General features: G+C 41.1%; 6 protein-coding genes. 5 read left to right on the top strand and 1 reads right to left on the bottom strand.

What is annotated here, in order from left to right; genetic code table 11:
- Positions 1–183 precede the first annotated feature (183 nt).
- Entirely contained in the window at positions 184–4,926 is a 4,743-nt protein-coding gene (locus SSAL8618_RS07030) for a glycoside hydrolase family 70 protein (protein ID WP_038676400.1), read from the bottom strand.
- A gap of 532 nt (positions 4,927–5,458) precedes the next feature.
- On the opposite strand from SSAL8618_RS07030, the gene SSAL8618_RS10840 reads away from it, so the two are divergent.
- From SSAL8618_RS10840 to SSAL8618_RS07055, 5 genes are all read left to right on the top strand, one after another.
- The gene (locus tag SSAL8618_RS10840; RefSeq protein WP_038676402.1) at positions 5,459–6,316 is read left to right on the top strand and encodes a hypothetical protein; all 858 of its coding nucleotides are present in this window, start codon (positions 5,459–5,461) and stop codon (positions 6,314–6,316) included.
- Between the two features lie 33 nt (positions 6,317–6,349).
- The gene (locus tag SSAL8618_RS11005) at positions 6,350–7,258 is read left to right on the top strand and encodes a hypothetical protein (RefSeq protein ID WP_503328312.1); all 909 of its coding nucleotides are present in this window, start codon (positions 6,350–6,352) and stop codon (positions 7,256–7,258) included.
- Between the two features lie 218 nt (positions 7,259–7,476).
- On the top strand, positions 7,477–10,638 hold the full coding sequence (locus tag SSAL8618_RS07045; RefSeq protein ID WP_038676406.1) for a hypothetical protein: 3,162 nt from the start codon (positions 7,477–7,479) through the stop codon (positions 10,636–10,638).
- 731 nt (positions 10,639–11,369) lie between these two features.
- The gene (locus SSAL8618_RS07050) at positions 11,370–13,235 is read left to right on the top strand and encodes a KxYKxGKxW signal peptide domain-containing protein (RefSeq protein WP_038676408.1); all 1,866 of its coding nucleotides are present in this window, start codon (positions 11,370–11,372) and stop codon (positions 13,233–13,235) included.
- A 57-nt stretch (positions 13,236–13,292) separates the two neighbouring features.
- Positions 13,293–15,821 (top strand): KxYKxGKxW signal peptide domain-containing protein, encoded by a 2,529-nt coding sequence (locus SSAL8618_RS07055; RefSeq protein WP_038676410.1) that lies wholly within the window; start codon positions 13,293–13,295, stop codon positions 15,819–15,821.
- Positions 15,822–16,305: the final 484 nt, after the last annotated feature.

The following is a 16,305-nucleotide window of genomic DNA, read 5'->3' on the forward strand; positions in this document are numbered from 1 at the left end:
TCTCTTAATCAAACTCATTTTTTGCTTACAATCTGCTTGGCATATCAAGAGATAGTAATAAAAGAAAAGCACTTGAAACAAAATGTTTCAAGTGCTTAAAAGCGGTGAGACTGGGAAGGTACCTACTGAATTTTAATCTAAAAGCATCTAGGATAGTCCCAAAATCACATTTTCTTCTGCCCTTTATCGTTTTCTGACCCAAGCTCCAGTATTGGCGTCATAGTAACGACGTTGGCCTTTAACCCAAACGTAACGGCCTTTGACCTGACGGCCAGAAGCGTCAAAGTAGAGGTGTTGACCGTTGATGACTTGTTCTCCTGTTACAGCTTGGCCTGAGGCGTTAAAGTAATACCAAACACCACGAGAAACTTGGATAAAGCGATTGGTTACGGCTTCACCACTATTGGCATCAAAGTAGTATTTCTTGCCTCTGTATGTCAGAAGTTTCCCTTTAGCTTGGACACCGTTACCTTCAAAGTAGTAAAGTTTACCATTGATATGTTGAAGACCAACTACCTTTTGACCATTTTGGTTGAGATAAGCCCATTTGTTGGCACCAACTTGGACAAAGCGGTTGCTTACGGCCTGACCTGAGTCACCATCATAGTAACGGCCGTTGGCCCAGGCACCCTTGACTTGGCTATAATCATTGTTGAAATAGTAGTGATTACCATTGATGACCTGAGCACCTTTAACCAGTTTACCATTGCCATCGACATAGTACCACTTGTTGTTTTCCGTCACAAAGCGTGAGCGAGCAATTTCACCGCTATCGCCATCAAGGAAGTAACGTTGGTTATTGATAGTGACAAAGTGTCCCTTAACCTGACGGCCTTCATTGTCAAAGTAATACTGCTTACCGTTAATGGTTTGGAGTCCTGTCACGGCATAACCGTTACTATCGAGGTAATACCAAGCCTTGTTCTCAGGATTTTGCGCAAATCGGTTGACTGCGAGATTTCCTGTATCTGGGATGAAGTAACGCGTGCGTCCGTCCGCAAAACGGATGAACTTGTCTTTGGCTTGAATACCAGTCTTCTCATCAAAATAGAAGGTTGTGCCATACATGTCGTGGAGGCCACGATACATTTGACCGTTGCCATCGAAATAGCGAACGTCTTGGCGAGGACCCGCAAAGTCATAGAATCCGTTAAAGGCCTGAACCCCTTTAGGATCGTAGTAATAGACGTGACCATCACTACCTTGGCGAAGGACATGACGTAGCTGGAGACCATTGTCTAGGAAGAAGTATTTCTTGCCATCAATGACCTGTTCACCTGTGACCATGTTGCCATTCTTATCAAAGTAATACCACTGGTTGGCACCGACTTGAATGAAGGTATTCTTGGCAAGGTAACCACTCGTTGAGAAGTATTGGACCTTATCTCCCACCCTACGGAAACCAGTTGCTGTGATTTCAGTCATTTGTTTAGGAAGGAAGGTTTGACCTGCTTTAAGGCTGAAGTATTGATTTGTAGCATTATCTTGCAAGACATAGCGAGCCCCAGTACCTTGGATATTGCTTCCATTGAAATACTTGGCTGACCATTGCGTGATTTTCTCATTGGTAGTCAATTTACGGCCGTTTGAAATCTGCACGCGCTCAAAGATTGCTGGGTATTTTGCCTTCAATTCATCAAGGAAGGCACCACCGTACTTGCCTTGGAAGTCATTTCCAAAGGTACGTGTTTTAGCTGCGTAGAGGCTATTGTAGATTTCAGCATTTGGACGTGGTGTACCGTAACTGTTAGTACGTGAGGCTGTTACCACTTCTTTTCCAGGAAGATTGTAAATTTGGTCTGGAACCCAGTCAGCAATGGCTGAGATACCTTCAGCGTGAAGGGCACGAAGGGCATCCATGAGGTCTTTGAGCGAACCGTATTTGTTGTTCTTACTCATGGCAATATCGTAACGGTCTTCGAAGGCATAGCCATTTTCAATGATAGAATCCAAGAAAGTGCCGTCCTGACTAGACACGTATTGTGGCGCAAATTCAAAGGAAGTAATTCCCCACTCTTTGAAGAGTTTGGCGTTTTGTGCAATAACATGGTTAGTGTATTGACTTGGGGTCTTAACGAAGTCTTGGAAGTTTGAGAAGCCTTCATAGATGACCTGTGAGTCGAGAGCTGCTGATGATTCAAAGACCTGCTCACCCTTCTTAGTCGTCGAAGCCTTGGTGCGGGCATCTTGGTTTTCTGAAGCACCTACTGGCACCCAAACCGCTAAATAGCCTGAAACTTCAACAGTTGAATGACCAGCAATATCGTCTGCCGTGAAGGTCAAGTTTCCTTGATTGTCCGTATAGCGAACCAATCCAGCTGGCACATCAGCATCCTTGAGGTAGGTTGCAAGCCCTGTCGATTTGCTGAGAAGTAATGGACGATAGGCTTGATTTTTATGGGCAGCTCCCATATTGACCACCAGACGGTCATTTGCTCCCAACTTCATATCTGGACGGTTGGCTGTTAGGACTAGCATTCCTTGGTTACGTGTTTCAGCAGTACCAAGTTGATTAGCTTCTTCTGCACCCTTACCATAACGCACAGATGACATGATTTCATAGCCATTGAGCTTAGTGACCTTCATGTCTTGACCACCTGCTACATATTTAATACGAGCACGGAGCAGGGCATCGATGGCATTATAGTATGGTGATTTTTGAGCCATGTATTGGCCATCGTCGGTAAAGAGATCACCGTAGTAAACACGAGTGATACTGTCTTTATTGGTCAACATTGTGGCATAGGCAGCTGGGATATTGTACTGAGTGTACTGTTTATCAGCCTTGCGCATGTCCGCATTGTAGATTTCGAAGGCCTGTTTGAGCTCATCCATGGTGAAAGTGAAACCATCCGTCTTTGGATTAATCTGCTTACTGATGATATTAGCCAAAACAGCTTGCACTTCACTATCATGAGCACGCACGAAAATGTAGTTGGCATCACGAGGCGTGTGTTTCTGCTCACTTGAACGGTTGTTAAGAGAGTTAGTAATGACACGTTCCAAGCTACCACGGTAATTGCTCTTACGCAAGAAAGTCGTCAAAAGCGTTTCACGTAGGGGATTGTCAATGGACAACTGGGCACCCTTGGTATCCTTGTTGTATTGGTGGTCGTTGTATGACCAAGCTTCAAGGATAGACAAGTGGGCAATGGCATTAGCTTCATTATCAGCCACACGGTATTTTTCCTTGAAGTAATCAGAAGCAATCTGCAAGAGGTCCGCATCCACATTGTCCACCGCATCGATACGGACACCGTCAAAGTTGGCACTTGGATCATTGCCAAGGATAGAACCAATGTTCATGATGTAGTGGAGCCAGTTTAGTTGCTCGGCCTGAACAGTTGGGTTAGAGTTGTCGATATCGTTTGCCAAGAGCAACTCGTAACCACCATTTGAACGGTCGATATGGTATTTGCGTGTCCCCGTTTGGTTAGTCGGTGTGCGGTTCATGAGACGGAAATCTGAATTGGCATGACTTGTCGTACTATTATTGAGGAAGGTCAGAGCGCCTCCTTGCAAGTGGTCCTTACCAACTAAAAGATTGTCCTCACTCTCAGAGTTCCAGCCGGGCTGTGTTTTGATGAAGTCTGACATCAATTGACGAAGCCAAGTGGTATTGCCCTCACGACCGATACGTTCCTCGATTTTAACTTGAATCAAGTCAGCAGCAGATGCTAAGTCGTAACTCATCATATCTGTCGTATAGGTCTTATCACTAAAGCCTTGTTGACTCATATAGTTGAGGTAGTTGACCTGTGTCACCTTGTCTGGCCACCAAGTCATCAAAAGGGGACGATAATCTTTCTCAGTTGAAGCTGTCCAATTTTTCCCGTCCCTCAAGATCTGTTTTGGACGGTACCAGCTATCAGCCGTCAAGAAATTGTCCAAGTGTTCAAAACTCTTGCTTGACGTATCATAGGCCTGGTTATAAACCGCATAGATAGAGTTATTTGGAATGGCATCGGCACGATACAAAGGTTTACTTTGATCTACCATCGCCCCAGTTTCATCGAAATAATAAAGACGACCATCAAGTTCAATCGCTGTGTTCTTTTTCACAACGCCATTTTCAACATAATACTGCTTGCCATCAATCGTCTTCAAATTTGAAGCTACTGGTTTATAGTCAAGACTTGGCTGACTTGGTTGGACTGGCTTGTTAGGTTGAAACGGCTGGGACGGTTGACTCGGTTGAACAGGTTTGTTTGGTTGATTTGGCTGCGTTACAATGGTCACATTTGGTCTTGTGCCATTTGGACTTGTCACTGTCACGTTTGGCTTAGGAGTGTTTGGCCCTGTGATAATGGTTACATTTGGTGTCGTACCGCTGGCCGTAATCGTGATGTTAGTGTTTCGGTTAGCATTGATACGAATAGTACTATCAGCAGCGCGTGTGGCAATTGATGGCGCTGCATTGGTCAAGACTCTAGGTCTTGCTTGTTCTGTCACACTAGGAGTAGACTGAGCACTTGTTTGCCCAGCTACTTGAGTCGTAGCGTGACCTTGTGAGGCCTGTTCCGTAGTCTGTGTTTCTTGGGCATTAGCTTGAGTTTGCGAAGAAACTGCCACTTCTTGACCGCTAACTTGACTACTTTGCGCTTGAGCAGTTGCCTCTTTAGTGACTGCACTTGTCGCCGCCTGAGGGCTTGTTTCGTGACTTACGCTGGCTGTTTCTACTGCTGACACACTTGCTTGCGCACTAGCTTGCTCAGTAACAGTTGTTGTCGTCACTAGACTGGCAGTGCTATCCTCACTCAGTTGTTGCATGCCATCTCCATTTGGCATACTTGTCTCATCGGCCTCTACTTTTCCTTGAGCTAGAAGGCTTCCACCTGCCAAGGCAACCATTGAGAGAGTGGTCACCCCGATAGTTACCCAGTTTTTCTTAACCTTGTGTAGTTTAAAACGTACCTTATTTTCCATCTATATCAATCATCCTTTTTCTGTTGTTGACTCTACTCTATGATATATTCAGACAAATTACAAATAGGAAAAAGTCATCTTCTTTTCATAAATCTCTGCCACAAGCTTAGTTATATTAACTTTGATCACTGAAAATGAGACCTTACACTTCATGTAAGGTCTTAAATAGAGTTTTTTTGCTTCTCAAACTCCTTCAAGTGCTTATCTTCAAAGGCTTTTGAAGATTAAAGCAAGCTTCAATTAACCTTAAGAGATAGCAAAACTATGAGAGAAGCAGCCCCTAAAAAGACAATTCTGAAAAGAAAATTTTAGATAGAAAGACTCTATTTTTTCATCTGACTAAGATCGTGTCCGGTCTATAATGGAAAAAGATTAAAGCACAGAGAGATTATTTGAGAGGAACCTACTCCATCCTCTAGATTTCTGAAAGAATCTTCTAAATTTTCTTGCATTTTGGCGTAAGCTGGCAGAAAAACCTAGGAAAGTCAGTCCCTTTCAGATATAATAAAACTTAGGAAAAAGGAGGAAAATTATGAAAGTACATTCTAATTTTGCTGGACAGACGTCCAAACATCGTCTTCTTGCGCTCTCATGCGCAACTGCTCTTGCTAGTTTTGCCTTTATTGCTAAGCCTGCCCTTGCCGAGGAAGCAACAGCTGACAGCACTGCCAACCTCGACACTAGAGCTACGACAACCGCCAATGTCGAAACAACAGCTGATCTAGTTGAGACAAAAGTTGTCGATGCCAAGCCAGCGACAGAAGCGACTGCTAACACTTCAGAAGAGGCAGCAAGTGTAAACACTGACGCAGGCACTAATCTCACTACAGTGACTGTTAGCCAAGAACAGACACCTGATCAACCTGCTATAGCAACAAACGCAGTTGAGGCCCAAGCCACCAATACTGAGTCAAGCGCTTCAACTGGTCACTACTACAGTGATGACAAAGGTAATTGGTACTATAAAGACGCCAATGGTGAAAACCTCAAAGGCGCACAAACCATTGATGGTCAAAACGTTTACTTTGAAAACAATGGGCGACAAGTCAAGGGAGATTTCGCCGAAGACGGTTATTATTATGATGGTAACTCGGGTCAGCGTGTTACTAATAGTTATGTTAGACGAGGAGCAAGTCTATGGTTCTACGTAGATGCAGAGGGTAGAAAACTCTTTGGAGAACAGACCATTAATAATCAAGACGTTTACTTTGATCAAAATTACGGTACTCAAGTAAAAGGCAACTTTGCAAGTAATGGTTATTACTATGATGAGGATTCAGGTGCTCGTGTTGACTTTGGAAAAAATCAGTTTGTTAAAGTGGATAATAACTGGTACTACGTAGATAACCAAGGAAAGATTGTAAAAGGTGCTCAAACCATTGACGGATGAGAGCTTTATTTTAATCAACGTACTGGTCGACAAATTAAAGGTAACACCGACCCTAACAGTCTATACTACAGTGACTTAACTGGTGATCTCGTCAAAAACCAATTCTATAAGCTTGGTGATAGTTGGTATTATGCTGGGACAGATGGAAAGAGACTAAAGGGAGCCCAGACTGTTTACGGGAACCAAAAGGTCTTCTTCGAATATGATGGTAGACAAGTCAAAGGGGAATTCGCATCAGATGGCAATTACTATGACAAGGACAATGGACATCTCGTTGATCTACCTCGTAACCAGTTTATCTACCTTAACAAAAGATGGTACTACATCAACTCTGAAGGCAAACGCCTATTTGGTGCGCAAACAATCGATGGGAAAAGTCTTTTTTTCCATCCTTACCACGGCTTCCAAATCAAGGGTGATTTTGCCTACTACTCAGAAGGATCTTTTGGTGGGGACTTCTACGATGGTAAAACTGGTGAGAAAGTTACTCACAAAGGTTTTGTTAAACGTAATTCAGGAGACTGGTTCTACCTTGATGACAACGGTAACAGACTCATGGGACTTCAAAACATTGACGGAAAGCTCTACTATTTCATTGCTAGCGGAGCTTCCAAATATATCCAATACGGGAAACAAGTAAAAGGAGAAATAGTTGACTTCGTTGCTAATTCAAACATAGCACCTGTTTATTCTATGTGGAACAAGTTTGAAATAACTAGACGTTACTACTTTGATGAAAACACTGGTGAAGCTGTTATTGATGGTCAAGTGGTTTACCTCTACGAGTCTGGTAAACAGGCCAAAGGTGAGCTTATCGAAGTCAACGGTGTCCCACACTACTACGATGCTAATACTGGAGCCCGTGTGTCAAACGCCATTCTCACGATTAAAGGCAAGACCTACCAATTCGACGCTGATGGTAACGGAAAACTTGTCGGATAATTAAGAAATATAAAGATGAAAGGAAGTCGGGTTATCGACTTCTTTTTTCGTTTTTGAAATAAGAACTCATGAACTATTTGATCAAATTCATTTTGTTTTTTCTCCCTTTAAAACATTAAAAATGTAAAGGTATTCATTCTTTTTATCTAAATCTTTTATAATCTCTTGATTAAAAAATGATAACATTTATAATAATAGTTAAGAAAAGGAGGAAGGTTATGAAAGTGAATTCTAATTTCTTTAGATTGGCGTCTAAAAAGCGTCTTGTTTCCCTATCTTGTGCAACTGCTTTAGCTAGTTTTGCTTTAATTGCAAGACCTGTCTTTGCTGAAGAGCTCACCACAGATAAGCCTACAAATCTCGATACGACAACAGTTACGACTGCGACTGTCGAAACGACTGCTGATTTGGTCGAGACTCATTCTTCAAGTGCTGTAGGCCTATCAGAAACAAGTGCTGCTTCTACGACTGAAAATGTCTCATCAAACAGTACAGAAACAGCAAATCCTCTTCTTGCGACTTCTGAAGCGACTAGTGACTCAGCCTCACAAGCAGGGAGTCAGAGTCAAGCTGCTAGCGAAAGCCCAAACACTGCAAGCACTACTGCTTCAACATCAACTGTCACTTCTACAGCGACAAGTGAAGCTAATTCGAATACTCCGGCTACATCCAGTGAAACCAATATTACTGGTGGAGAATACTATCTTGGAGACTACGGACTCTGGCACTATAGAGATGCTAACGGAAAGGACCTCGTAGGCCCTCAGACTGTTGATGGTATTAAGGTCTACTTCTATAAAACTGGTGCCCAAGCCCGAGGTGAATTTGCCGGGGATAGAAAATATTATGATAATGAAAAAGGAGCCTTGGTCACAAATAGCTATGTCACCTACAAAGATGACACCTACTATATTGATGAAAATGGCTACGCTCTAAAAGGCCCTCACGTTATTAATGGTGTCCATGTATATTTCAATGATAATTGGCAGCCAGGCAGTACGGGGGCTATGCTCAAAAATGCCTTTGGGAGAGACAACCGATACTATAATGAGAAAGGTGAACAGGTAGATTTCGGCACAAATAACTACTTCCAAATTGGAGAGGATTGGTACTATGCTGGAAGTGATGGAGCTATCGTCAAGGGTCCTCAGATCATAGATGGAAAGCAAGTCTATTTTGAAAAAGAGAGCGGTAAGCAGGTTCGAAACCATTTTGTAAAAGATGCTTCTAATCCTAAGAAGTTATATTACTATGGTGACGACAATGGTGCTTTAGTCACAAACCAATACCTTGTAGCCTACAATAAGCAAACTCAAAGAAAAGAGCGTTATTACCTTAACGCTGAAGGCACGCCTAGCTTAGGAGAACAAACTATCGAAGGCAAACAAGTCTACTTCGACCCTCAAGACGGTCGACAACTGTTTGATGTTTTTTCAAGTACTGGCCACTACTATGATCAAGATGGTATCCTAAAAGATTTTGGTACTAACCACTACGTCAATATAAAAGGAAATTGGTACTATGTTGGTAGCGACGGAGCTTTTGTCAAAGGTCGAAAAGTTATTAATGGCGCTCAAGTCTACTTCGACAAGGATGGTAAGCAAGTCAAAGGTGACTTTGATGACGATAATAATTTCCATGACATCAACGATGGAGACCTCGTCACTAATCGTTTGGTAACAGTAGGTGATAAGAGCTACTATATTGGAACCTACAACAAAGCTATCAAAGGTGCTACCGTTATTGATGGTATAGAGTACTATTTTGACGATACTACAGGCGTCCAAGTTAAGGGAGACTTTGCATCTAATGGCAAATATTATGATGCTAGAAGCGGAGCGCCCGTAACTAACAGCTATGTCCAAGTCGGTCAAGATTGGTATTATGTTGATAAAGAAGGAAAAGCCGTAACAGGTGAACATACTATCAACGGTGACCATGTTTACTTCGAAGATTATCGTGGTAAACAGGTTAAGGGTAACTTTGCTGAGAATGGCCGTTATTACGACCAACATACCGGTGCCTTAACAGATTTGGGTACAAATCGTTATGTTCAAGTGAATGATGACTGGTACTATATTGGATCAACAGGAACCATTCTCAAAGGGCAACAAACTATTGATGGTGTTGAGGTCTATTTTGATACAACCACTGGAAAACAAGCCAAGGGAGTTTTCATCAACGAATACGGTAGTGCAGAAAATCCAAATTATGGGCTAAGCACTGTTAAATTCTATGACAAAGATAATGGTGCCCTCCTTAAACAGCAATACTTTAATTTTAATGATAATTGGTACTATGCTGATGCTGATGGAACCATTCTCAAAGGGGCGCACACTATTGATGGTGTCGATGTCTACTTTGATAAGTCAAACGGTAAGCAAGTCAAAGGGAAGTTTGTTACTGAGTCAGGAGATGTAAGTGATAGTGGGATTCACTACTATGACAAAGATAATGGCGCCCTCATCAAAGGGGGTTACTTCACTGACGGTGGCCATTGGTATTATGCTGACGATCAAGGCAATCTTCTTTCAGGTGAACACACCATCAATAGGATTAAGGTTTACTTTAATCCAAAAACTCACCGACAAGCCAGAAATACAATTGTCAATGGCTACTATTATGACAAAGAGACCGGTGCACCACATGCAGTCCCTCGAAATCAGTTTATAGACCTTGATGATGATTTGTACTATTTTGATAGCGAGGGCAAGCCTCTAACTGGTAAACAAATCATAGATGGGAAGGAATATTATTTCAGAGAAAATGGTTCAGCTCGAAGAGGGGACTTTAATTTCTTTGGTACAGGGCCATATTATGACAAGAAAACAGGGGCTGCAGTCTATAAAGCTGGTCTCGTCGAAGTTGGTAACGGACAATGGTGTTACATTAACGACAAGAGCGAAAAGCTTCTCTATCTCCAAAATATTGATGGCAAACTCTACTATTTTGAAAATTTTAGAGCCATCTATTACACTTCAGGGTATCTCGCTAAAGACAGAGTACTTAGTCCTGAGGCTGAAGACTATGATCGAAACTGGACAGCAAATACTACTGAAGTTGTTAAGTCAGAACCTTACGCTTATTATTACTTTGATGCCGACACAGGAGCTGCTGTAACCAATCAATTCATCAATTGGCGGGGGAATACCTACTACTTTGGTGCTGACGGCAAAGCACTCGTCTTTGATCAAATCATAGATGGCAAACACTACTACTTTGATGAACAAGGTAAACAAGTCAAAGGGCAATTTATTTTAGATTACAATGGCAATCTCTATTTTGATGATAATACTGGGGAACTCCTAACTAATACCATTCGAACAATTAATGGTAAGACTTATTCCTTTGATAAAAATGGTAAATCTACAGAGATTTAATTCTCCGTTTAAGATATGGAATTCCAGATAATCATTTCGCATTGACTAAGTATCAACCCTTTCAATGGTTATTGAAAGGGTTTTTGTTGCTTCTATTTTTTCCTATACACCCTTAAACTCTGACACTAGCTCTGAAAAATCCTTATTTGAAATAAAATGATGTCAATATTTTAGCATTTTGGGTATTTCTGTTAGTTTCTATTGTTTATTCTTAAAAAAGGATTATAATGAAGCTAGGTGAACATGTAAGCGTTTTAATCTTACTTTAAAGGACACTTGGGGATTATCTAAAAGATTGACATTAGTTGCCTAATGCCTAAATAAGAATCATAGTAGGATGACCATTCCTGAGTCACTTTGAACCATCAAACTAGGGCTCATTTCTAAAAATACAGCATCATTTCAAACTAGAGCTCTAGAGGGACGCCTCATACTAGTAAGCTCTAGTTTTTTGTGTCTTAGAAACCCAAAATAAACGAGATCTTCCGTGCTTAGAAAGGAGGAAAATTCCGAACGACTCTCGTTTTTCTAGAATCATTTCGTTAGGACTCATGTTTGCCTTGAACAGTCTCACAATACCGAAATTGAGGAGACATGGAGAAATAAGGATTGTCATTAAGAAAATTGACCCACAGCCTTAGGGACTCTACCCAATGCTCACTATTCATAAAATCTCATGACAGCCCTTATTTTGTGATATGTAAAAAGTTTAAAATGAAAGGAGAATTATCATGGAAAAGAAAGTACATTTTAAACTTCACAAAGTTAAAAAACATTGGGTAACTATTGCAGTGACAGGACTCACTTTAGGATTGAGTTTTGCAGGCCTTAACTACGCTTCAGCTGAAGAACAGCCTACCCCTGTTAATGAAGCGACTGTTGAAGCCATCATCAAAGAAGGTGCTATCGACGTCGAGGCTCCAGCAAGTAATGAAGCCACAGCTAAACCTGAAGAAAACACAACTACTACCGCTTCGAGTGAAGCTGCCACAGCATCAGAAGCGCCAGTGGCCAGCTCTGAAGTTGCTTCAACAGAAATTGTTTCTGAAAAACCAAGCTCTGAAGTCACAAGCACAGCTAGTTCGGAAGCAGCCAGCCCGGAAACTGTGCATTCTGAGGTAGGTGCTAGCCCTGAAGTAGTCGAAAAAACAGTGGTTACAGGCGGTCAATACACTAGCGATGACCAAGGTAACTGGTACTATGTTAAGGATGGCAAGGTGCTTACTGGTCTACAAACTATTGACTATGTAGACGTTTACTTTGATGCTGATGGTAAACAAGTCAAAGACGACACCCGTCAGATTGATGGTAGTACCTATCATTTTGCTAAGGATAGTGGTCAAATCACGCGCAATGCCTTTGCCTCTGACAAAATGGGTAATTGGTACTACTTTGGTCAAGATGGTAAAGCACTTACTGGTAAACAAATTGTTGACAACTTCACACTCTACTTCTACCCTAATGGGGTTCAAGCCAAGGATGCCTTTGTCATTCTTGATGGCAATACCTATTATTTCCAAAAAGACAGTGGTCAACTGGTTTGCAATCGTTATTGGTCTGATGACGAAGGCAACTGGTACTACAGCGATAAAGATGGTCGCCTCTTAATCGGTGCTCAAACTGTTGATTTTGTAAATGTCTACTTCTATGATGATGGTGTCCAAGTTAAAGGTGACTTTGCGCCAAACGGCCATTATTATGATAAAGATAGTGGAGCCCTCGTTACCAACCGTTATGTCGAAAAAGATGGCAAGTGGTACTATGTCAATGATAAGGGCGATAAATTAATTGGTGCTCAAACTATAGACGGTGTAGAGGTCTATTTTGATAAAGACGGTGTCCAAGCCAAAGGTATTTTTGCCAATGCTGATCATTTTTATGACAAAGACACTGGTGCTGCTGTCCGAGACCAAATCGTCGAAGTCGATGGCAAACGCTATTATGTTGGCCCAGAGGGTAGAAAAGTTTACTCAGGAACACATATTGTTCATGGTGAAGAAGTGAATCTTATCGTTGGAGATGGTCATCAGGCCTTCGGAGAATTCACAGGCCACGGAGATAGTGGAGACTATATCGGATTTGATGGTAAAAAGGTCACAAAAGCTGGTTTCGTCAGAACCAAAGATAATCACTGGTACTATCTAGACGGTAAGGGAGGCAAATTAGTCTCAGTTCAAGTTATCGATGGCGAACTCTACTATTTTGGACTCCCTACTCGTAAATACTACTACGGAATGCAAAGTAGAGGTGAGCTCATCTATGCGCATTACAGTGATACTATCCCTGACAGTAGTCACATCTACTATCTGGATGAAGCAACAGGCGCTGCTCTTAAAAATCAGTACCATGAATGGGAAGGTAGTTGGTATTACTTTGGTCCAAACTGGTACGCCTTGACTGGTGAGCAAACCATTGACAACGTCCCAGTCTACTTCCATAGCAACGGTAAACAAGCCAAAGGTGAACTAGTCACCGTTGATGGTAAAATCCACTACTACGATGCTAACTCAGGTGCCCGTTTGTCAAATATTGACATTACTATTAAAGGGCAAACCTATCACTTTGATGCGGATGGAAACGGAACACCAATTAGTTAATGAAGTTATAAATACTCCTTCTTAAAATGACAGATTTAAAATGAAAGGAGAATTATCATGGAAAAGAAAGTACATTTTAAACTTCACAAAGTTAAAAAACATTGGGTAACTATTGCAGTGACGGGACTTGCTTTGGGATTGAGTTTTGCAGGTCTCAACTATGCTTCAGCTGAAGAACAACCTACCCCCGTTAATGAAGCAACCGTTGAAGCCATCATCAAAGAAGGTGCTGTTGACGTTGAAGCTCCTGCAACTAGTGAAGCCACAGCTAAACCTGCAGAAAACACAGCTACTACCGCTTTGAGTGAAGCTACCGCAGTGTCAGAAACACCAACAGCTAGCTCTGAAATGGCTTCGACAGAAACTATTTCTGAAAAACCAAGCTCTGAAGTCACAAGCACAGCTAGTTCGGAAGGAGCTAGTTCTGAAACTGCACATTCCGAGGTAAGTGCAACGACTAGTGAGAGTGTTACAGCTGAGAATGTGTCATCTGTTGGTGATATCCCAAACGAAAATACCACGAGAGGAACTGACCGTTCTGCCTTTACTGAAAAAAGAAATGGATTTGTCACCGAACAAGAAGAACGCATCGAAACAGTTAACTATGTAGGTAGTCTTATTACCTTAAGACATCCTTATTACGTTACTTATTACTACGATAATAACGGTAATAAGCTTATGGGATGGCAAGATATTAATGGAGAACGCTATTATTTCAAAAAAGAGCGAGAACATCCTGGTTTCGAAACCATTGATGGAAAACTCTATTACTTTACAGATAGTGCACGTATGCTCCATGATGAATTTGTTGAAGAAAATGGTCAAACTTACTATCTAGGTAGCGATGGGGTGCGAGTTTCTGGCTTACAAGATATCAAAGGACAAACCTATTACTTTAATCCCGATAGAAACGACCAACTTAGCTACGGCTTGAACGTGGTTGGTGACAAACTCTATCTTTTTGGAGATGCTGGCAAAGAAAATCCGGGGCAATTAATTAAAGACACTCATCTCAAGAATGGTGACTTCCAACTAAATATTGATGCTAGTGGCGTCGTAACATTAGCTAATAACCATCCAGCTTTTCTACAAGATAATTCTGGGCATTGGTATTATATGAATACAGATGGAAAGCTAGTTACTGGACCACAAACTATTGACGGCTTAACCTATTACTTTGACTCAGATGGTAGACAGGTCAAGGGTGAACGCCGTAAGGTCAATGGCAAATCATATTTCTACGACCCAGATAACGGCGCCCTTGTGACGAACCGTCTCGTCACATTCAAAGCTGGACGATTCATTCCTGAAGAAAACTATGCTAAAGAAATAAGATTTAACTCTGCTCCTTATGCAAATTATGACAACAACGAACATCCTGAACTCGAACGGTATTATTTTGGTGCCGATGGCCTACCAGTCACAGGATGGCAAACCATCAATGGTAATAAGTACTATTTCCAAGATGATGGAAATATGGTCGTACACAGATTTTTCAACAACTATTACTTCTACAGTGATGGTACCATTGCTAGAAATATACGATTGAATGTTCCTACGCACTATATTATGAGAGAATTTCCAAATATCTATGAATTTGATAATGATGGGGTTGGTAAATTCATTTCTAGTGATTTTAAGGACCTTCGACCTAAGAGCGCTTATTTTGTCCAAGATAATGATGGGTATTGGCATTACTACGACGAAATTGGATGGCCAGTGAAAGGTTCAACAACTGTTGATGGCTATGACATGTATTTCCATTTAGGAACTGGTCGCCAAGCAAAAGGAGAGTTAGTTGATATCAAAGGCAAGGTTTACTATTTTGATAAAGATAACGGTCGAAAAGTCAAAGATACAACTTTTGATTTTGATGGTAAGACCTATGTGGCAGACCAAACTGGTGTCCTCAGCATTAAAAGTCAATCAACTGAACGAAACCGCTATATTAGTGATTCCGAAGGAAACTGGTACTATGTCAATGACAAGGGTTACCTCCTCCTTGGTGCTCAAACCATTGATAACGTCAACGTTTATTTCGGAACCAATGGTGTCCAATACAAAGGCCATTTTGCTCCTGATAATCACTATTACGATAAAGATAACGGTGCTTTAGTAACAGATAGATTAGTTGAGGATGGCGGCAAAGAGTTTTATGTTGATGAAAAAGGAAATAAGTTTGACGGTACTAAATACTTGGACGGAATTCAGTACTACTTTAGCTACGGTGAAAAAGTGAAAGGTGAGTTTAAATATTCAAACGGTGGTAATCATTATTATGACAAAGAGACTGGTGCCCTTGTAACTGGAAAATACTTTGAACATAAGAATAACTGGTATTATGCAAATAGTAAGGGAAATATTCTGACTGGTAGAAGAGTCATCGATGGCAAGCATGTCTACTTCTACGATGATGATTATGGACAATATAAGGGCATACAAGCTAAAGATAAACTCATCATTTTAGGTGGTAAGACTTACTATTATCTTCCTGGCTCTGGTAATCGTGCTGATAATGTAACCTTGACAATCAATCACGTCACTTATTACTTTGATAATGACGGGGTTGGCCATATCCTTCGATAGTCATTTACAAGTGACTATGGATTTCAATTACTCAACACAAAAGGAAGTCGACCAACTGTCAACTTCCTTTTTCATATAATCAATCACTGTCATTCAAACAGAACCCAATTATGACATTTTTTAACATTTACGATTATCTTGTAAAAAAACTTGTTTGTAATTAAAAAAGTATTATAATAAAGGTAGGTGAGCATGTAAGCGTTTTACTAAAACGTTGAAAGTGTACTACAGAGGGATTAGGATTAGGAACTTGGCTTTAGACTTCTAACGTCAAAATAATTTTTTATGCATGAAAACTGGTCCTTAGGCACTTTGGCATGATAATCTAAGGCTCTTTTCATACACACATCAGTCTATAATATAAAACTAGAGCTTTAGAGAGAATGCTTCAAACTAAGAGCTCTAGTTTTTTGTATTTGAAGACATATGCCATAGGTTGGATTCAATAATTAAACGAAAGGAGAGAAATAAAAGTATTAGGATA

The sequence above is a fragment of the Streptococcus salivarius genome (genome assembly GCF_000785515.1).
In the GTDB taxonomy this organism is placed as follows: domain Bacteria; phylum Bacillota; class Bacilli; order Lactobacillales; family Streptococcaceae; genus Streptococcus; species Streptococcus salivarius.